This is a genomic window from Photobacterium frigidiphilum (assembly GCF_003025615.1).
In the GTDB taxonomy this organism is placed as follows: Bacteria; Pseudomonadota; Gammaproteobacteria; order Enterobacterales; family Vibrionaceae; genus Photobacterium; species Photobacterium frigidiphilum.
Window position 1 is genome coordinate 18640 of the sequence record NZ_PYMJ01000033.1, and the last position, 23988, is coordinate 42627.

Sequence of the window (23988 nt, forward strand, 5' to 3'; positions counted from 1 at the left end):
ATGGATACGAACGATACAAAGAATATGGTTGATATGCAGGCTTCAAAGGATGTCGCTTTTATCATTAAAGCAGGGAACAAGGTTGTTCCTATAAAAGCTGATTATCAGATGCAATCAGATGATGTAGTCGTTGCAAATGCGGGTGCTAAATTTGTTGTGATGCAAAATGGCATTCCTACTATTGTGAATGAATCTTGCCCAGCTTGTATCATGATGTCCGTAGACGGTCTAAAAATCTCAGAGCTCAGTGATAGTGTATCGTTTAGCGCAGAAGGTGCGAGTAATTCTAGCTTTTCATCGAATGATGTAGCCACGATTCAAAATGCAATTTTATCTGGCGATGACCCGACAGAAACGCTAGAAGCCGCAGCAGCAGGTAATGAAGCACAAGGCTCATCAAACAGCCGTTTTGTTGTTATTGATTACGATAACAATGAAATGCTTGCACAAGCGGGTTTTGATACTGCCAGTGAGCAGCAAGAAACGATAAATGAAGATGAAAGCCTCACTATTCTGACTGCTGAAGGGGGCGATACTGCGTCTATTTCTTTGGTTGAAGGTGATTTACCAGATCTGGGTGATGTTAATCAACCAAGTACGTACCCAGTAGAAACCACTCAATCTGTAACCATTGAAGCAGGAACACAACCACTCGATCCTAATTCATTTACGTTCGATTCTCTCACTATTGATAGTTTACTTAGCGAACTAAATAGTGACATCACATCAGGCGGTGAGTCTGTTGAATTTGTCTTTGATTCGGCAACGAATTCTATTATTGGTACGAAAAATGGTGAACTGGTACTGACTATTGATTTAGATACTAGTACCAACGGTCGAGATGTCACCATCGATATCACGACGACATTACACCAACCTATCGATCATACGGATGGTGCGAATAACTCCGGTTTAGTGACCAACGTTGATGATCAAATCAATATCAATGTGTCTATTCAAGGCACAGATACCAGTAACAATGCTCTCGATAATCCTATTAACATTGATATCGGCATTGCTGATGGTGCTGATCCGTCTTTTAGTACGGATACAGGCGTCACGATCAATGAATCATCACAACAAGGTGATGTGATTAGTGGTCAGATCCCATTGGATGTGGGCTCTGATGAAATCGCAACCATCGTTTTCCAAGCCGATCAACCCAGCCTAACAAGTATCACCAGTAACGGTGAAGCGACGACTTACACCGTTTCAGGCAATACGGTCACGGTTGTGGATAGCGCGAATAGCCCAGTCATGACGGTAACGGTCGATACCGACGGTTCATATAAGGTGGTCGTAACAGGTCCAATTGACCAAGGTGACAGCGAATCGACCAACATTGATTTGAACGTTATTGCCACCGATAAAGACGGCGATACCACTGACGGTGCGATGGATATCACCATCACTGACGGCACCAATGCCGCAGGTGGTGTTCAAGGCGCAGTCACGCTGAACGAAGGTGACTTGGATGTTGCTGGCGACGGTGTAAATCCAAGCGATACCGATACAACGTATCCTGCGTTACAGTCTGGTTCGTTTGTGATTAAAGCGGGTGAAGACAGCCTTGTTCCGGGTTCAGTAAAAATTGACCCAGCATTACAAAGTGATTTGATCACTGAACTGCAAAATGAGCTGACCTCAGGCGGTGAGACGCTGACGTTTGAAGTCGATACTAAAGGCAACCTTATCGGAAAACTGCCGAACGGTGATGTTGCTGTGACGGTTTCCTTATCTGGTGAACAACAAGGTCAAGACGTGAAAGTCTCGGTGACCATCACGCAAAATGTACCGCTTGATCATAACGGCTCAAATGGTGCGGGTTACGTAACATCGGCCAATGATGAAATCCACATTAATGTGCCAGTCCAAGCCACTGACACTGACGGCGATGATTTAGATACGCCAGCCAATGTAGATATCACGATTACTGACGGTGCAGATCCATCATTCGGTGCCGATTCAGGTGTGACGATTAATGAATCGTCAGATAAAGGCAATGTGATTTCCGGTCAAATTCCATTGAATGTCGGCTCAGATGAAATCGCGACCATTGTTTTTCAAGCTGACCAACCCAGTCTAACAAGTATCACCAGTAACGGCGAAGTGACGACGTTCACTGTTTCTGGCAACACAATTACTGTTGTAGACAGTGCAAATAACCCTGTCATGACAGTAACCATCGCGACTGACGGTTCGTACGACGTCAAAGTGACAGGTCCAATCGATCAAGGTGACAGCGAATCCACCAATATTGATTTGAACGTTACTGCCACTGATAAAGATGGCGACACCACTGACGGTGCGATGGACATCACCATCACTGATGGTGATGATGCGTCGGGCAGCTATAACGGCACCATTACACTGACTGAAGGTGACCTCGATACCGTTGGTGATGGTGTCAGCGGTGGAGATGCCTCTTACCCAGCCACACAATCGGGTGATTTTGCGTTAACCGCCGGTGAAGACCGTTTAGTCCCTGACTCTGTTCAAGTGGATCCAGCCCAAGTGGCAGACTTGATGGCAGAGCTTGCGGCTGAACTGACTTCAGGCGGACAAGCCTTAACCTTCTCTTTGAATGCTGATGGTGACATCGTGGGTATGTTGGGTACCGAGGTGGCGTTGACGGTCAAGCTGTCTGCGGTACAAGATGGTCAAGATCTGACGGTGACCGTTGATATTGCGCAAAATGTGCCATTGGATCACAACAACACGGGCGACACGGCGGGTTACATCTCCTCAGAAAACGACGAACTTCATATCAGTGTGCCGGTTCAAGCCAAAGATACTGACGGCGATGATCTGACGACACCGGCCACAGTGGGCATCATTCTGAAAGACGGTGACAATCCTACATTCGGCACGGATACAGGCGTGACGATCAATGAATCATTACAACAGGGCGATGTGATTTCCGGTCAGATCCCATTAGATGTGGGCTCTGATGCGATTGATACCATAGTGTTCCAAGCTGACCAACCGGGATTAGCAGGGATCACCAGTAACGGTGAAGCGACGACTTACACGGTTGTAGGTAATACCTTGACGGTTCTCGACAGTGCTGGCGATACCGTGATGACAGTGACCATCGCGACTGATGGCTCGTACGACGTGAAAGTGACTGGTCCTATCGATCAAGGTGACAGTGAATTAACCAATATCGGTTTGAATGTGACCGCTACCGATAAAGATGGCGACACCACTGATGGTGCAATGGACATCACCATCACCGATGGCACCAATGCTGCGGGTGGTGACCAAGGTGCGCTAACGCTGAACGAAGGCGATTTAGATACGGTTGGCGACGGTGTTAATTCGGGTGACACAGATACCACTTACCCTGCGTCACAGTCTGGTTCGTTTGTGATCCAAGCGGGTGAAGACCGCTTAGTTCCAGGTTCGGTTGCTATCGATCCAGCCTTGAAAGATGCGTTAATTACCGAGCTGCAAAATGAGCTGACTTCAGGCGGCGAGACGCTGACGTTTGAAGTGGATAGTAACGGTAATCTAGTCGGTAAACTGCCGAACGGCGATGTTGCTGTAACCGTTACCTTGTCTGGTGAGCAGCAAGGTCAAGACGTGAAAGTCACAGTGACTATCACGCAAAATGTCCCACTGGATCATAATGGCTCAAACGGTACGGGTTACATTACTTCAGCCAATGATGACATCCATATTAATGTGCCCGTGCAAGCGACGGATACCGATGGTGATGATTTAGATACGCCAGCCAATGTAGATATCACCATCACTGACGGTGCGAACCCGTCATTTGGTACGGATTCGGGTGTCACACTCAATGAATCGTCAGATAAAGGTAAAGTGATTTCTGGTCAGATCCCACTGGATGTGGGCTCTGATGCGATTGATACGATTCACTTCCAATCTGATCAGCCAGGTTTAGCGGGGATCACCAGTAACGGTGAAGCGACGACTTTCACAGTTGTTGGTAATATCTTGACGGTTCTCGACAGTGCAGGCGATACCGTGATGACGGTGACCATTGCCACTGACGGTTCGTACGACGTCAAAGTGACCGGTCCAATCGACCAAGGTGACAGTGAATCCACCAATATTGACCTGAAGGTTACCGCTACCGATAAAGATGGCGACACCACTGACGGTGCGATGGACATTACCATCACAGATGGTGATGATGCATCGGGCAGCTATAACGGCACCATTACACTGACTGAAGGTGATTTAGACACTGACGGCAATGGGGTCGGTGGCACAGATACTTCTTATCCTGCTACACAGTCGGGTGATTTTGCGTTAATCGCCGGTGAAGACCGTTTAGTCCCGGGCTCTGTTCAAGTGGACCCAGCCCAAGTGGCTGCCTTGATGGCGGAATTATCGTCTGAACTGACCTCAGGTGGTCAAGCGTTAACTTTCGATCTGAATGCGAATGGCGACATCGTGGGTATGTTGGGTACCGAGGTGGCGTTGACGATCAAGCTGTCTGCGGTACAAGATGGTCAAGATCTGACGGTGACCGTTGATATTGCGCAAAACGTGCCATTGGATCACAACAACACTGGCGATACAGCGGGCTACATCAGTTCTGAAAACGACGAACTTCATATCAATGTGCCGGTTCAAGCCAAAGATACTGACGGCGATGATCTGACGACATCGGCTACCGTGGGCATCATTCTTAAAGACGGTGACGATCCTACATTCGGCACGGATACAGGCGTCACGATCAATGAATCATCACAACAAGGCGATGTGATTAGTGGTCAGATCCCATTGGATGTGGGCTCTGATGACATCGCAACCATCGTTTTCCAAGCCGATCAACCTAGCCTAACAAGTATCACGAGTAACGGTGAAGCAACGACTTACACGGTTGTAGGTAATACCTTGACGGTTCTCGACAGCACTGGCGATACCGTGATGACGGTGACCATCGCGACTGACGGTTCGTACGACGTTAAAGTGACTGGCCCAATCGACCAAAGTAACAGCGAATCCACCAATATCGATTTGAATGTTACTGCCACCGATAAAGACGGTGATACCACTGACGGTGCGATGGACATCACGATTACTGACGGCACCAATGCCGCGGGTGGTGCTCAAGGTGCAGTCACGCTAAGTGAAGGCGATTTGGATGTTGACGGTAATGGTGTTGGTGGTACTGATACCACTTACCCAGCATCACAATCGGGCTCGTTTGTGATTAAAGCGGGTGAAGACAACCTTGTTCCGGGTTCAGTTAAAATAGACCCAGCGTTACAAAGTGACTTGATCACCGAGTTGCAAAACGAACTGACCTCGGGTGGCGAAAAGCTGACCTTCGAAGTCGATAGCAGCGGTAACCTTGTCGGCAAACTACCGAATGGTGACGTTGCTGTCACGGTGTCTTTGTCTGGCGAGCAGCAAGGTCAAGACGTGAAAGTCACGGTGACTATTACGCAAAATGTACCGTTGGACCATAACGGTTCAGACGGTGCGGGTTACGTAACATCGGCCAATGATGAAATCCACATCAATGTACCCGTACAAGCCACAGACACCGATGGCGATGATTTAGATACGCCAGCCAATGTAGATATCACGATCACCGACGGTGCGAACCCATCGTTCGGTGCTGATTCTGGTGTGACGATTGATGAAACAGCACAAAAAGGCGATGTAATTTCTGGTCAGATCCCATTGAATGTAGGCTCTGATGCGATTGATACTATTGAATTCCAATCAAACCAACCAAGCCTTGTTGGTATTACCAGCAATGGTCAGGCAACGACGTATACCGTTTCTGGCAATACGATCACGGTTGTAGACAGTGCGAATAATCCTGTCATGACGGTAACTATCGCCACTGACGGTTCATATAAAGTCACAATGACGGGGCCAATCGATCAAGGTGACAGTGAATCCACCAATATTGATTTGAATGTCACTGCCACCGATAAAGATGGCGACACCACTGACGGTGCGATGGACATTACCATCACTGATGGTGATGATGCATCGGGCGGTTATTACGGCACGATTACACTGACTGAAGGTGATCTCGATACCGTTGGTGATGGTGTCAGCGGTGGAGATACCTCTTACCCAGCCACACAATCGGGTAATTTTGCTTTAACCGCCGGTGAAGACCGTTTAGTGCCTGACTCTGTTGAAGTTGACCCATCCCAAGTGGCTGCCTTGATGGCTGAGCTTGCGGCTGAACTGACCTCTGGTGGTCAAGTGTTAACTTTCGATCTGAATGCGAATGGCGACATCGTGGGTATGTTGGGTGCCGAGGTGGCGCTGACGGTTAAGCTGTCTGCGGTACAAGATGGTCAAGATCTGACGGTGACCGTTGATATTGCGCAAAACGTGCCATTGGATCACAACAATACTGGGGATACAGCGGGCTACATCCGCTCTGAAAACGACGAACTTCATATCAATGTGCCGGTTCAAGCCAAAGATACTGACGGCGATGATCTGACGACACCGGCCACCGTGGGCATCATTCTTAAAGACGGTGACGATCCTACATTCGGTACGGATACAGGCGTCACGATCAATGAATCTTCACAACAAGGTGATGTAATTTCTGGTCAGATCCCATTGGATGTGGGCTCTGATGACATCGCGACCATTGAATTTCAATCAAATCAACCAAGTCTTACTGGCATTACCAGCAATGGTCAGTCAACGACGTATACCGTAACAGGCAATACGATCACGGTTGTGGATAGCGCGAGTAACCCTGTCATGACGGTAACCATCGCTACCGATGGTTCTTACGACGTGAAAGTGACAGGACCAATCGATCAAGGTGACAGTGAATCCACCAACATTGATTTAAACGTGACTGCTACTGATAAAGACGGCGATACCACTGACGGTTCGATGAACATCACTATTACTGACGGCACCAATGCAGCGGGTGGTGCTCAAGGTGCAGTCACGCTAAGTGAAGGCGATTTGGATGTTGACGGTAATGGTGTTGGTGGTACTGATACCACTTACCCAGCATCACAATCGGGCTCGTTTGTGATTAAAGCGGGTGAAGATAGCCTTGTTCCGGGTTCAGTAAAAATCGATCCCGCGTTACAAAGTGACTTAATCACCGAGCTGCAAAACGAACTGACCTCAGGCGGCGAGACACTGACGTTTGAAGTGGATAGTAACGGCAATCTCGTTGGTAAATTGCCGAACGGTGTTGTTGCAGTAACGGTGTCTTTGTCTGGTGAGCAGCAAGACCAAGACGTGAAAGTCACGGTGACCATCACACAAAATGTCCCGCTGGACCATAACGGCTCTAACGGTGCAGGTTATGTGACGTCGGCGGGTGATGACATCCATATCAATGTCCCAGTACAAGCCACCGATACCGATGGCGATAATTTAGATATACCTGCCAATGTGGACATCACGATCACCGACGGTGCGAATCCGTCGTTCGGTACAGATGACGGCGTCACCATCAATGAATCTTCACAACAAGGTGATGTGATTTCTGGTCAGATCCCACTGGATGTGGGTTCAGACGAAATCGCAACGATTGAATTCCAATTAAGTCAGCCAAGTCTAGCAAGTATCACCAGTAATGGTGATGCGACGACGTTCACTGTTTCTGGCAACACAATTACCGTTGTAGATAGTGCGAATAACCCAGTCATAACAGTAACTATCGCCACTGACGGTTCGTACGAAGTCAAAGTGACGGGGCCAATCGATCAAGGTGACAGTGAATCGACCAATATCGACCTGAATGTTACCGCGACCGATAAAGATGGCGATACCACTGACGGTGCGATGGACATTACCATCACTGATGGTGATGATGCATCGGGCGGTTATTACGGCACGATTACACTGACTGAAGGTGATTTAGACACTGACGGCAATGGGGTCGGTGGCACAGATACTTCTTATCCTGCTACACAGTCGGGTGATTTTGCGTTAATCGCCGGTGAAGATCGTTTAGTGCCTGACTCTGTTGAAGTTGATCCATCCCAAGTTGATGCCTTAATGGCAGAGCTTGCGGCTGAACTGACCTCTGGTGGTCAAGTGTTAACTTTCGATCTGAATGCGAATGGCGACATCGTGGGTATGTTGGGTGCCGAGGTGGCGTTGACGGTCAAGCTGTCTGCGGTACAAGATGGTCAAGATCTGACGGTGACCGTTGATATTGCGCAAAACGTGCCATTGGATCACAACAACACTGGAGATACAGCGGGCTACATCCGCTCTGAAAACGACGAACTTCATATCAATGTGCCGGTTCAAGCCAAAGATACTGACGGCGATGATCTGACGACACCGGCCACCGTGGGCATCATTCTTAAAGACGGTGACGATCCTACATTCGGTACGGATACAGGCGTCACGATCAATGAATCTTCACAACAAGGCGATGTGATTTCTGGTCAGATTCCATTGGATGTGGGTTCAGATACGATTGATACCGTTGTCTTCCAAGCTAGTCAGCCTGGATTAACAGGGATCACCAGTAACGGCGAAGCGACAACATACACTGTTTCAGGTAACACGATTACTGTTGTTGATAGTGCCAATATTCCTGTTATGACGGTGACCATTGCCACTGATGGTTCATATGAAGTCACGGTTACAGGTCCAATCGACCAAGGTGACAGCGAATCCACCAATATTTATTTGAACGTTACTGCTGCTGACAAAGATGGTGACACCACTGATGGTTCGATGAACATCACTATCACTGACGGCACCAATGCCGCGGGTGGTGATCAAGGCACACTAACGCTGAACGAAGGCGACTTGGATGTTGACGGCAATGGTGTCGGTGGTACTGATACCACTTACCCAGCATCACAATCGGGCTCGTTTGTGATTAAAGCGGGTGAAGACAGCCTTGTTTCTGGCTCGGTTAAAATAGACCCAGCGTTACAAAGTGACTTGATCACCGAGTTGCAAAACGAACTGACCTCGGGTGGCGAAAAGCTGACCTTCGAAGTCGATAGCAGCGGTAACCTTGTCGGCAAACTGCCAAACGGTGTTGTTGCGGTGACCGTTTCACTACAAGGTGAGCAGCAAGGTCAAGACGTGAAAGTCACGGTGACCATCACACAAAATGTCCCGCTGGATCATAACGGCTCAGATGGAACGGGTTACATTACTTCCGCCAATGATGACATTCATATAAATGTGCCCGTGCAAGCGACTGATACTGATGGCGATGATTTAGATACCCCAGCCAATGTGGACATCACGATCACTGACGGTGCGAATCCGTCGTTCGGTGCGGATTCGGGTGTCACACTCAATGAATCGTCAGATAAAGGTAATGTGATTGAAGGTCAGATCCCACTGGATGTGGGCTCTGATGCGATTGATACCATTGTCTTCCAAGCTGACCAACCTGGATTAACAGGGATCACCAGTAACGGCGAAGCGACGACGTTCACTGTTTCTGGCAACACAATTACCGTTGTAGATAGTGCGAATAACCCAGTCATAACAGTAACTATCGCCACTGACGGTTCGTACGAAGTCAAAGTGACGGGGCCAATCGATCAAGGTGACAGTGAATCAACCAATATCGACCTGAATGTTACCGCTACCGATAAAGATGGCGACACCACTGACGGTGTGATGGACATTACCATCACTGATGGTGATGATGCATCGGGCGGTTATTACGGCACGATTACACTGACTGAAGGTGATCTCGATACCGTTGGTGATGGTGTCAGCGGTGGAGATACCTCTTACCCAGCCACACAATCGGGTAATTTTGCTTTAACTGCGGGTGAAGATCGTTTAGTGCCTGACTCTGTTGAAGTTGATCCATCCCAAGTTGATGCCTTAATGGCAGAGCTTGCGGCTGAACTGACCTCAGGCGGTCAAGCGTTAACTTTCGATCTGAATGCGAATGGCGACATCGTGGGTATGTTGGGTGCCGAGGTGGCGTTGACGGTCAAGCTGTCTGCGGTACAAGATGGTCAAGATCTGACGGTGACCGTTGATATTGCGCAAAACGTGCCATTGGATCACAACAACACTGGCGATACAGCGGGCTACATCCGCTCTGAAAACGACGAACTTCATATCAATGTGCCGGTTCAAGCCAAAGATACTGACGGCGATGATCTGACGACACCGGCCACCGTGGGCATCATTCTTAAAGACGGTGACGATCCTACATTCGGTACGGATACAGGCGTCACGATCAATGAATCTTCACAACAAGGCGATGTGATTTCTGGTCAGATTCCATTGGATGTGGGTTCAGATACGATTGATACCGTTGTCTTCCAAGCTAGTCAGCCTGGATTAACAGGGATCACCAGTAACGGCGAAGCGACAACATACACTGTTTCAGGTAACACGATTACTGTTGTTGATAGTGCCAATATTCCTGTTATGACGGTGACCATCGCCACTGATGGTTCATATAAGGTGACAGTTACAGGTCCGATCGATCAAGGTGACAGTGAATCAACCAATATCGATTTAAACGTTACTGCTACCGATAAAGATGGCGACACCACTGACGGTGCGATGGACATCACCATCACTGACGGCACCAATGCCACGGGTGGCGACCAAGGTGCGCTAACGCTGAACGAAGGTGATTTAGACACGGCGGGTGACGGTGTTAACCTAGGTGATACAGATACGACATACCCAGCATCGCAATCAGGCTCGTTTGTTATCAAAGCGGGTGAAGACAGCCTTGTTCCGAGTTCAGTAAAAATCGACCCAGCGTTACAAAGTGATTTGATCACCGAGCTGCAAAATGAGCTGACCTCTGGCGGCGAGACACTGACGTTTGAATTGGATAGTAACGGTAATCTGGTCGGTAAATTGCCAAACGGTATTGTTGCTGTAACCGTTACTTTGTCGGGTGAGCAGCAAGGTCAAGACGTGAAAGTCACGGTGACTATCACACAAAATGTCCCGCTGGATCATAACGGCTCAGATGGAACGGGTTACATTACTTCCGCCAATGATGACATTCATATAAATGTGCCCGTACAAGCGACTGATACTGACGGCGATGATTTAGATACGCCAGCCAATGTGGATATCACTATTACCGACGGCGCTAACCCATCATTTGGTGCTGATTCTGGCGTGACTGTTGATGAAACCACGCAGAAAGGCGATGTGATTTCGGGTCAAATCCCATTGGATGTGGGCTCTGATGCGATTGATACCATTGTCTTCCAAGCTGACCAACCAGGATTAGCGGGGATCACCAGTAACGGTGAGGCGACGATATTTAGTGTTTCTGGTAACACGATCACGGTGATTGATAGTGCCAATAACCCAGTCATGATGGTGACCATCGCGACGGATGGTTCATACGAAGTCACAGTTACAGGTCCGATCGATCAAGGTGACAGCGAATCCACCAATATTAATTTGAACGTTACTGCGACCGATAAAGATGGCGACACCACTGACGGCTCAATGGGTATTACTATCACTGACGGCATCAATGCTGCGGGTGGTGATCATACGCTAACGCTGAACGAAGGTGACTTGGATGTGGCTGGCGATGGTGTTAACTCTGGCGATACAGATACGACTTATCCTGCATCTCAATCTGGTTCATTTGTGATCAAAGCGGGTGAAGATCGTTTAGTTCCAGATTCGATTGTTATTGATCCTGCACAAGTGAATGCCTTGATGACCGAGTTGGCGAGTGAGCTGACGTCTGCGGGGCAAGCATTAACCTTTTCTCAAAATACTGACGGTGACATTGTTGGTATGTTGGGCAACACAGTGGCGTTGACGGTCGAACTGTCAGCGGCGCAAAACGGTCAAGACTTGACGGTGAGCGTTAAAATTACGCAAAACGTTCCGCTTGATCATAACGGCACAAACGGTGCGGGCTATGTGACGTCAGCGGGTGATGACATTCATATTAACGTGCCCGTGCAAGCCACTGATACTGACGGCGATGATTTAGATACGCCAGCCAATGTCGACATCACCATTACAGACGGTGCGAACCCATCGTTCGGTGCAGACTCTGGTGTCACCGTTGATGAAACCACACAAAAAGGCGATGTGATTAGTGGTCAGATCCCACTGAATGTCGGTTCAGATGCGATTGATACCCTTGTGTTCCAAGCTGACCAACCTGAATTAGTCGACATTACCAGTAATGGGCTACCAACCACGTATACCGTCACAGGCAATACGCTGACTGTTTTTGACAGCGCGAATAAGCCAGTAATGACAGTAACTATTGATACCGATGGTTCATACAAAGTCACGGTCACTGGACCAGTTGATCAAAGCGGTGTGAGCGATAGTATCAATGTTGATTTGGGTGTCACAGCAACCGATAAAGACGGTGATAAAACGAACGGCTCAATGGACATCACGATCACCGATGGTGATGATGCCGCAGGCGGTTATTCAGGTACGATTGAACTGATCGAAGGTGACCTCGATACTGACGGCAATGGTGTCGGTGGTACAGATACTTCTTATCCTGCAACGAAGTCAGGTAATTTTGAATTAACTGCCGGTGAAGACCGCCTAGTCCCTGATTCTGTTGAAGTGGACCCAGCGCAAGTCAATGCCTTGATGCTGGAATTGGCGTCTGAATTAACGTCAGGTGGGCAAGCATTAACCTTCTCGTTAAATGCTAACGGTGACATTGTTGGTAGGTTAAATGGCCAAGTTGCGTTGACGGTTGAACTGTCTGCGGCACAAAACGGTCAAGATCTGACGGTGACTGTCGATATCACGCAAAACGTTCCATTGGATCACAATAATATAGGTGATACTGCGGGTTACATTACTTCTGAAAGCGATGAAATTCACATTAAGGTACCGGTTCAGGCAACCGATACTGATGGCGATGACCTAACAAACCCTGCCAATGTAGGCATCATTATTAAAGATGGTGATGATCCATCATTTGGTACTGATTCTGGCACCACTGTTAATGAAACATCGAATAAAGGTGTCGCTGTAGAAGGTCAACTGAATCTGGATGTGGGCTCAGATGCTATTGCAACGTTAGTCTTTGCGGAGACCCAAACAGATCTCGAAAACCTTACCAGTAACGGTAATCCTACTACCTATGATGTGGTTGATAACACCATCACATTATTTGATAGCAATGCTCAGCCAATCATGGTGATCACTGTTGATACAGACGGCAAGTATACCGTGACAGTAACAGGTCCTATTGATCAAGAAGCAAGTTTGTCGACTGATTTGAACTTGGGTGTCATAGCGACAGATAAAGACGGTGATAGTGCTTCAGGTTCAATGAACATCAGCATTACCGATGGTGCGAATGCCAGTGGTGATGAAACTGTTAGCGTGGAAATTACAGAGCCGGATTTAAGTCCAAATGGCTACCCAGTGTCGGCTGAGACTGATATCACGCTGAATGCGGGAGAAGACCGCCTTGATGTTACAACTGTTGGTATTGATGCCACACAGCAAGCAGCGTTAATTTCTGAACTGGAAGCGGAACTGACTTCTGGAGGTGAAACACTGGCATTCACACTCGAAAATGGTGTGTTAGTAGGTAAGCTTCCAAATGGTGCTATTGCGGTTAGCGTGACAGTGACTGCGGTACAAGCTGGTCAAGATGTCACTGTGACAGTTAAAGTCGATCAACTTCTGCCTCTGGATCATAACGCGTCGGGTAATAGTACGGGATATGTCAGCGAAGATGGTGACAGCATTGCAATCGATGTTCCTCTGCAAGGTAAAGATACCGATGGTGACAGCTTAGATACCCCTGCGGTTGTGACAGTAACAATTAAAGATGGTCAATTGCCGTCATTTGGTGTTGATACTGGAATTTCTCTGAACGAAGAAACGCAAGAAGGCCTAGTTATCTCTGGCAGTATTGCTGTTGATACGGGTAGTGATGCGATTGCATCTATCGAATTTGATGATGCAAATATGCAATCTGGCTTTAATGGTGTCACCAGTAATGGACACTCAACGACAGTTGAAGTGAGTGGTAATGTATTACTGCTGAAAGACAGTGATGGCAAGACTGTACTTGAAGTCACCATTAATAACGATGGTTCTTACACGGCGAAAATCACCGGAGAGTTGGATCAGGATATTAATAACCTGCTGAACTTGCCGATCAAAGTGACTGTAACAGATGATGATGGTGACACCGCCAGCGGTACCATTAATATTGAAGTGGCTGACGGTAGCGATGCGACAGGCGGTGAAAGCCTCGCAATGACTGCAGTTGAAGGGGATCTTGAAACCTCAACGGGTGGAACGACCTATCCTAAAACAACGTCAGATTCCTTTATGGTAACTGCAGGTGAAGATCGCCTCGACCCAACAACAGTGAACGTAGATCCAGTAAAAGTGGCAGCGCTGATTACCGAGTTGGAATCAGAATTAACATCTGGTGGTGAAAATTTAGTCTTCTTGCTCAGTGCGGATGGCTCGACTTTAGTCGGCACCACAACCCCAGGCGGTGATGTTGCTGTAACAATTACACTATCAGGCACTCAAGTGGGTGACGATATCAATGTGAATGTTGAGTTCAAACAGCACCTGCCACTCGATCATAATAATCCAACAGATGCCGATGGCTTCGTCAAAACCAATGGCGATGACATTACGATTAGCGTGCCTGTACAAGCGAAAGACACTGATGGTGATGATTTAGATACTGCCGCGAAAGTGGATATCACGATTCAAGATGGTGCCGATCCTGTCTTCGGTCTTGATGGTGGCACAACCATTATAGAAACCGAAAATAGCCAAATGGTATCAGGTGCGATTGACCTTGATATAGGCAGTGATGCAATTGATAAGGTGGAATTTGATGCGGTACAAGCATCGCTTGTTAGCTTAACGACTAATGGTCAGGCGACAACGTACACCGTCAATGGAAATGTAATCACGGTAACGATTGATGGTGGTATCAATAATGGTGCTCCCGTTCTAACCATCACCATGAATAAAGATGGTACGTATACAGTTAAGCAAGATGAACCGCTTGATCAAGATAATACACAAGGAGATGACATCGGTCTGACCTTGGGTATCGTTGCGACAGATAAAGACGGAGATGTCAGTAATAGCGGTCAAGTCATCATTACGATCAAAGATGGTCAAGATGCGACAGGTGAAAATGTTACAGCAAACCTAACGGTTGTAGAAGGCGACCTTGAAAATCCGGCTATCGGTAAAGCGTACCCATCAACAGGGTCTGGCAGCTTTACGATTGAAGCCGTGAACGACAATCTGGTTTCAAATACGATGCGTGTTGAAGTCGGTGTGCAAACTGACCTCTTAGCTGAGTTGAATGGCCTGACATCAAATGGTGCGCCATTGACGTTTACGCTAACGGTTGATGCCAATGGCGTGATTACCATTTCGGGCATGACACAGACAGGCAGTACAGAAATTTTAGAAATAACACTGACGCCAACACAACTAGTGAATGGTGATGTCAGCGTAGCGATGGCCATTGAGCAAAGTGGTCCACTGGATCACACCAATGGCTCGGGTACTTACGTGAATGTGGGTGACGACGCGATCACTGTCGATATTCCAGTTCAAATGACGGATTCTGACGGCGATGATCTTGAAAAGCCAGTGAGTGTGAATGTCACCATTACTGATGGTGATGATCCGAAATTTGGTGCTGACAGCACTGTTAACCTAGAAGAAGGGGATGACGGTGTTGTTTCCGGCACAGGTCAAATTGATGTCGACACAGGCAGTGACGATGTTGTTAAAGTGTACTTTGACGATATGCAATCTTCGCTAAATGGCCTAACCAGCAATGGTGAAGCAACCACTTATACCGTTAGTGCAGATGGCAGCACGATTATTGTCACTTTAGTGAGTGATCCGAATGTGGTGGTCATGGAAGCCACGGTTGATATCGACGGTAACTATACGGTTGATCAGAAACAACCGATTGATCAGGTTGACGATAAAGCAGGTGATAATGAGAATATTGTTCTTGATGTATTAGCTGATGATAAAGATGGTGATACCAGTGCGCCGGGTCATATTAATGTCGTGGTCAATGACGGCACCAATGCTGGTGGTGGTCAAACGGGTACTATTACTATCACTGAAGGTGATTTGACACCTGAAGGTAATGAGTCTCCTTACCCTGTAACAGGTAGTACTACGATCAATGTCCCTGCAGGCGTCGATCGTCTAGATCCTAATTCTGCTGAGATCGATAGCGATACGCTTGATGCATTAATTACTGAACTACAAAATGAATTAACAGCGGGTGATCAGCCAATTACGTTCACCTACAACGCAAATGCGGGCACATTAACGGGTGTTGCTGCCGGTGTTGTCGTGATGACAGTGGTTGTAGACGCAGTGCAAGCCGCGAATGGTCATGATGTAGATATCACCATTACCATCACACAAAACCAACCGCTTGATCACCAAGGTGGCAATGCAAATGACATGGTATCAACTGATGGTGACAAGATTACCATCAATGTGCCTGTCCAAGTTGCAGATACTGACGGTGACAAACTCGCCGCTGGTATTTCAGTTGATGTGACTATCAACGATGGCAGCAATCCTGTGATTACAGACTTTAAAGCTATTACTGTTGATGAAAGTGCTGTGAATGGTGATAACAAAAACCATCAAGGTTCTGACCCGTCAAGTAAAGGCGAAAAAGCAAAGGGACAAATTGTTGTTGATAGTGGTAGTGATGAGGTCACTGATTTCGTAATTGATGTTGCTACCTTTAATCAGCAAAATGCTGGTGTGTTAATGTCGGATGGCCAACAAATCACACTATCTTACAATAGTAATAATGGTAAATATTTTGGTAAGGCTGGCAATACGACTATTTTCGTTATCAAGCTGAGTGATAGCGGAAAATATGAATTCATTCTAAAAGGCAATGTTGACCACGAAGAAGATGGTGCAACTGATGAACAATTGACTATTACTCTACCTGTACAAGCTGTTGATCAGGATGGTGATAAGAGTAATACCGTTAATGTACCTGTTACGATCAAAGATGATGAGCCAACGGCGAGTGATGTTACTTTAAATACGGTTGAGGGTCGTACTTCTACATTGGAGGATGTGTTATCAATCGTAGGTGAAGGTGCTGATGATGCAACCGTGACCGCATTGATTGTCGACGGTGTTCGTATTCCTTTAGATACATTATCAAAGTCTGGTGAGTACTATCAGTATGAAGTTAAAGATGGTGTCACTGTTCTTGGAATATTGTTGATCACAGCTGAAGGTGAAACGTACTTCAGTGCTAACGGTGATCTAGACCATGCCATTGAAGATATAACGAAACTCATTGATGTGGAAATTACCGATGGTGATGGTGATACTGATACGAGTACGATTACGTTAGAAATAAGTGACCAAGATTCCACCTTAACCACACATAACAGTACGGGCCAAGAAGATAGCGGCAGTGCTTCAGACACGATTACTTCGAATTACCACGGTATTGCCATCAACATGGATATCGATGTTGGTGACTTAGACCGTGGTGAATCTGTGGGCACGGTTACCATTACACCTGTGGGTGATATGCATGGTGATTTCATGTGGAATGGTGCTGTGATTACGCCTAATGCCGATGGTTCAATTACCTTCCCGTCAGCAGCCTTCACCGATAATGGTGACGGTACTTTCTCTCTCAGTGGCATGACCTTCATGCCTGATGAAGATTTCTCAACTATCAACGGTGATGTGAACTTCAATGTGAGTGCTGAAGTCGTCAATACCGATGGCAGCAAGCACCCAGGTATGAACGGTAGCTTTACTGTGCATGTCGACGGTGTGGCCGATATCCCAACCTGGGATGATACCAATACCACCTATCACTATACCGTAACGGAAGACACGGATAACGTTGATCTGAACTTGACAGCCGTACTTCAAGATGACGATGGCTCTAATACTAGCTCAGAAGATCTGTATTACTTCATTACGATTAAAGAAGGTGAAGGCACTTTAGTTGGTAACAACCTAGTAGAAACGCCTACGGGTTCTGGCATCTATAAAGTTGCTGCCGCTGATATTGGTTCTGTACAAGTAGACCCCGCGAATAACTTCAGTGGCGACATTAAGCTGGATGTATATGCGCAGAGTGAAGAACGTGACAATCACGATACGGCTGATTCTGTTCATAAAGAAATCATCATCAATGTCAATCCTGATGCTGATGATGCGACCATGAAAGTGAAGCGTATTGAGTCAGATGAAGATGAGTTGATTAGCTTGAAAGATCACATCTTCCTAACACCTCAAGACGACAACGCTGATGGTTCAGAAAAACTCTTTGTACGCATTTCCGGTTTACCAACAGGCGCTATATTGTTCCTTGATGGACAAGCATTAGTACCTGATGCCGATGGAAAATACGAAGTGGCTTATGATGAAATTGATAAGCTGCAGCTACAACCAACGCCAGAGAGTAATGTTGATTTCACGATAAAAGTTGAAGGTGTAATAAAAGATACCGCAACAGTCACTAATCCTGATGGCACAACAACCACAGATGTGGTGAATGAGTTTGTAACTGGTGAGCAAACAATTGAAGTTGACTTAACGGGTGTTGCTGATAAGCCGGACTTTGATTTCAACAATTCATCATGGACAGAATTAACCGATGGCCGTACTGGTCTTGAAACTACGATTGATGAAGATAGCTCTGCAGTTTTTGACTTCTCTGTCATGTCGGGCGAACACGCGTTAGCGCCAACAGATAATTCAGAAACACTCAGCCTTGTGATTTCGAACATTCCTGAAGGTGTTAAGATTTTTGATGCGAATGGTAATGAACAATCGCTAGTCTATGTTGGTACGGATGCGAATGGTAACCCTAAGTATGAAGTGAATCTTGATACATTGCATGGCATCACAATAACTCCACCATTAAACAGTACGGCTGATATTGATCTCGATGTGCGATTGGTCGTGACAGAGAATGACGGTGACAGTAAATCGTTTGACGGTAACTTGGTTATCCATGTTGAGCCGGTTGTTGATGCGACGGATTACAGCAAAAACTCAAACGGAAACGAGGATAACTACGTTAACTTGAATTGGCAGCCTGATCTCACTGACAGCAAGGAAGTAATTACTGGTTTGGTGATTAAAGATCTTCCTGCTGATTATGATTTGTACATAGGCAACGCATTGATTTCTTCTGGTGGTGGGGACATTACCTTGACGCCAGCTCAGGTGGCTCAGATTACATCTGGCGGCCAATCACTGCGCGTGAAAGGTCCTGAAGATTCTGATGTTGATTTAACATTGAAGACGGAAGTGACAGTCACCGAAGTGGATGTCGATTCTGCGGCAACTGATGTTAAAAACATAGAAGGCACACTCAATGTCAATATTAATGCTGTTGTGGAAGACGATGGTAAATTAGCGATTGTGGACAATAACGGCGATGTGACGAATAAGATTACCAGTGATGCGAATGGTGTTATCGACATCAATATTAATACAACGGGTGATCAGACGTTTACCAATGGCTTAAGTTTCATCGAAGATGATTTAAGCAGTACTGAAGTTATTGAAAAAGTCATTATTACGTTAGTCGATGCTGATGGTAATACGATTACCGATCAAAGCATCTTAGATCAGTTCTTGGTGATGGGTGGCATTAATAATGGTGATGGTAGCTGGACGGTACCTCAATCTGAATTAGGTAATCTGCAAATTATTGCAACAGAAAGTCAGACCTCTCCAGTTTATATTCATATTTCAGCTGTGATTCGTGACCTTGGTGATAACAACGAGGGAGATTCGAGCAGCGCTGTGACGAAAGAAATTGATACTGTCATTGAACTTGATTTCCAAGGCTCATCTGGTGGTAGCCAGTTGGCTGGAAATATCGATGTTGATAACGATGTGATCATTATTGGTACCGAAGATAATCATCTTAATTTTGGCGATCAATTAGATGCATTCATTTCTGTCAGCATCGCGGGGTCACATCATGATAATGATGTATTTACCTTAGTCATTGATGCTTCAACGCTACCTAATGGTGTGTCTATCACTGGCGCGGAATATAACTACGAAACGGGTGAGTATGTACTTAAAGTGCCTGTTGACTCAGAAGGTCACGTTGATTTGTCAGCGGTTGGTATTAAATTACCTGAAGATTTTGCCGGTGATTTTGAGCTTGACGTTAAATACGTGACGACAGATACAGTGAGTGGTGATGTCAAAGAAGTAACTGACATCATTCCTGTGCAGGTGAACCCTGTTGTTGATATTCCTGGTAATTCACAAACGGGCAATCATACGCCAGAAGTCGAAATTAGCGTCGTTAAGACCGATGGACTAGACGGTAACAAGCAACCGATCAGCGATGGTAGCGCAGATCATGATTATACTGGTGTCGCGTATGAAGACGGTGATATTACGCTTGATTTGAGTGTGGTGCTTGCAGATAGCAGTACCTCTTTAAACGAAGGTTTAGAAACGGTGACGTCAGTAACACTGACGGTTGATTCGACGAAAGGTTTCTTTGTTGCAGCTGACGGTTCATTAGTTTCTGAAATTACTCTACCTGCAAGCGAATTGGGCAATATTCAATTCCGTCCAGTGGAAGATTTCAGCGGTTCAGTCAGTGTTGGTGTAAAAGTTGATATTACGGATACGGCGAACTTCGATCAAACAGGTGGTTCAGCAACGGATACGGGCTCTTACAATACGAATGTTAGCTTTGAGGTTGTGGCAGTTAACGATGCCGTGAATTGGACCGGTACCGATAAAGTTGTGGTTGGTCAAGAAGATGCTGGAGGTGTGTCGCTTGCGGGCATCGGCGGAACGATTGTTGATGTTGATGGCTCTGAGCAAATTTTGTCTATCAAGCTGACGGGTGTGCCAGAAGGTTTCATTATTGAAGGCGCCGTGAACAACAGTAATGGTGAGTGGAGTATTTCGCTACCATCAGGTCAGACAACCTTTAACTTAGATAACATCAAAGTGATCCCACCCGAAGATTTCAGCGGGGAAGTTGAATTAAATGTGGTGGTTTACAGTAAAGAAGATTCGTTAACGGAAGTGGCTGAAAATTCAACCAGTATCACTATTGAGGTGCAGCCAGTGGCGGATCGCGTGGACACAGACGTTGAAACGGAAGCATCAGGAACAGAAAACGATACTGCAGGTATTGATTTAATCCTGAACATTGAAGCCTTTGATGATCAAAATAGCTACGGCGGTTCAGCGTTAAATGTGAAAGAAAATGGACCGGAAGGTTTACAAATTACATTAACGAATGTTCCAGAATCTAGTTCTATTGCTTTGCCGGATGGTGTAGCGGGCACCGCGACTAATATGGGGGGCGGTGTTTGGGTAGTGACAGTTGTCTCTTCCGACCTTGATAAGTTGATATTCCACCCTGGTGATGCAAACACTGCGAATTGGGACGGTAATATTGAGGTTGATATCCGTGCTGTGGATAACGGTGTTGTGGCAGAAGATAGTATCGTGGTTGATGAAATCATTCATGTCGATGTTGAAGCCGAAAATGATGCGCCTGTTAACGTGCTTCCAAGCAATTTGACAGCTGATGAAGATGTACCGTTATTGATTAACAACCTTAAAGTGACGGATGTTGACGCTAACGAAACTGCTAATAGTGAAATGACGGTGACCCTGAATGTCGGCGATGGAACATTAAATGTTCCTGATAACTTCGATTGGGCGGCATTGGGACTACAAGTAACGGGTGAAGAATCTGATACCTTAATTATCTCCGGTAGTCTTGATGACATCAATGCGCTATTAGCGAGTGGTGTTGAATATACGGGGAACTCTAACTTCAATGGTGACGATACCCTGACCATGATAACAAATGATCAGGCGAACTCAGGTACCGGTCCTGCAGAAGGGTTGACTGACAGCGACAGCATCACGATAACAGTTAATCCTGTTAATGATGCGCCTGTGAATACAGTGCCTAATGCTGTGACTGCGGAGGAAGATGGCAGTACAGTGATTACAGGCATGCAGATCAGTGATGTCGATTTTGGTGAGGCGGGCTCAACGAATGCCATGTCTGTCACCTTAAACGTGGCACATGGCACCCTGAATGTTGCAACTGGAAACGGTGTAGTGGTGACAGGTCAAGGTACTGACAACGTGATGATCACGGGCTCAATGGATGACATCAATGCACTGTTGAACAACGGTGTGACTTATGAAGGTGATAATAACTACAGTGGTGTCGATGAGCTGACCATGACGACCCATGACGGCAGTAATGTGGGGTCAGGTAATGAGCATACGGCAATCAGTAAAGTACCTGTAACGGTAACACCGAAAGCCGATATTCCAACGTTATCACTGGATAACAGCTTTATCCAGACGGCTGCAATCCGTGGTTCGCTAGGCACAATGATTCCTTTGCTTGGCTTGATAGCGGTGTTAACTGACACCGATGGTTCTGAAACCTTGAGTATTATGGTTAAAAATCTTGCTGGAGCTGACTTGGTCAATAGCAATGGTGATGTCATTGCGGGTAATCAAGGTAATGGTACTTGGGTTATCACCAAAGAAGACCTTGCAGACTTAAATGTGATTGGCTTGCCTGAAGGGGGCAACAACCTAGAAGTTGTGGCTGTGTCAGAAGAAACTGATGGCAGCAAAGCTGAATCAGCAACTATCGATATCAATGTTGTGGTCGATAACCTTGCCAATACTGGTAATCAGATTGGAGGTTCATCGAACTCTGATGCTGCAAACCTTGTGATTGATAGTAGCGCCGAAGCAATATTATTAGGCGGTGATGGCAACGATATCTTAATTGGTGGCGTGGCTTCTGACATCTTAGTCGGCGGTGCTGGCGACGATATTATGTGGGGTGGTGAGCAAGGTGGAACTGGCGATGGTGTTGAAGATATCTTCAAGTGGCAAGCCGGTGACTTTGGGACTGTAGGTAATGTTGCTACTGATACCATCATGGACTTCGAACAGGGTATCGATAAAATTGATTTAACAGACGCTTTCAGTGCATATGATTCAATGTCACTGACCGATTTGAGCAGCCTCATCAAGCTGACGGGCAATGGTACGGATTCGACTCTTGAGATTTACGATGATCAGGGTAGTTTGATTCAAAATATTGTGCTTAATGGTGTGGCTGAATCTGTGCTATTGGGTAGTGATCCTGCAAGTATGTCTGACGAAGATAAGATTAGCACGCTACTAAACAGCGGACAGCTTAATGTGGCTAACAACTTCGGTGATGCAGGTGAGAATACCCTTATTGCGGATAATAGCGGCGAGAATCTCTACGGTTTTGACGGCAACGATATCTTAACTGGTGGCGCAGGAGATGACTTCTTGACTGGCGGTAACGGTAATAACCTGTTCACATGGGATGCTGCATTATCTAATGAAGATGTGATTACTGACTTTAAACTGGATCAAGACCAACTCGATTTATCTCAAATATTGTCAGATGACGGTGATGATAAATTTGATATGAATGATCTACTTGGACATGTCACATCTGGTGATTTGACCGCGAGCTTTGATAACGACGGTAAAGTTAACTTATCTGTTACCAATAGCGACTCTGGGGATACACAAAGTATCGTACTTGAAAATATCGACTCTGCGAGTCTTGGCGATGTTAGCCAGGCGGATATTCTGAATCAATTATTCAGCCACGATGCATTTAAGGTCGATCCTAACCTTTGATCCAACGCGCATAATGAAAAAAAGCCAACCAATTTACGGTTGGCTTTTTTAGGTTTAACTATCAGAAAAATGTGGGTAATTATGTATTTTCGAGAGCGCGCACCAGATAGGCATGTCACCTGTTTGATGAGTGACTAGTACGCATACGTTGATAAATCTATTAATAATAGGGGGCTTAGCCTCAGATATAAGTCAGTACTGGCATTTGAGAAGAAAACAAAGCCAGCTTCTTTCTTTTATGCTGAATAAACATGCTTGTTGTTAGTAGGTCAGCTGCTACTATATAACCAAGTAGTAATTTGTTTGGTACTTGTCACAAATGTAAATACTTTGTTATGTTGT

The 23988-nt window shown here is 46.2% G+C and carries 1 protein-coding gene; it reads left to right on the forward strand.

Annotated features, from left to right (window positions below; all coding sequences use genetic code 11):
- Nucleotides 1-23646 (forward strand): T1SS-143 repeat domain-containing protein, encoded by a 23646-nt coding sequence (locus C9J12_RS30825; protein ID WP_170111864.1) that lies wholly within the window; start codon nucleotides 1-3, stop codon nucleotides 23644-23646.
- Nucleotides 23647-23988 lie beyond the last annotated feature (342 nt).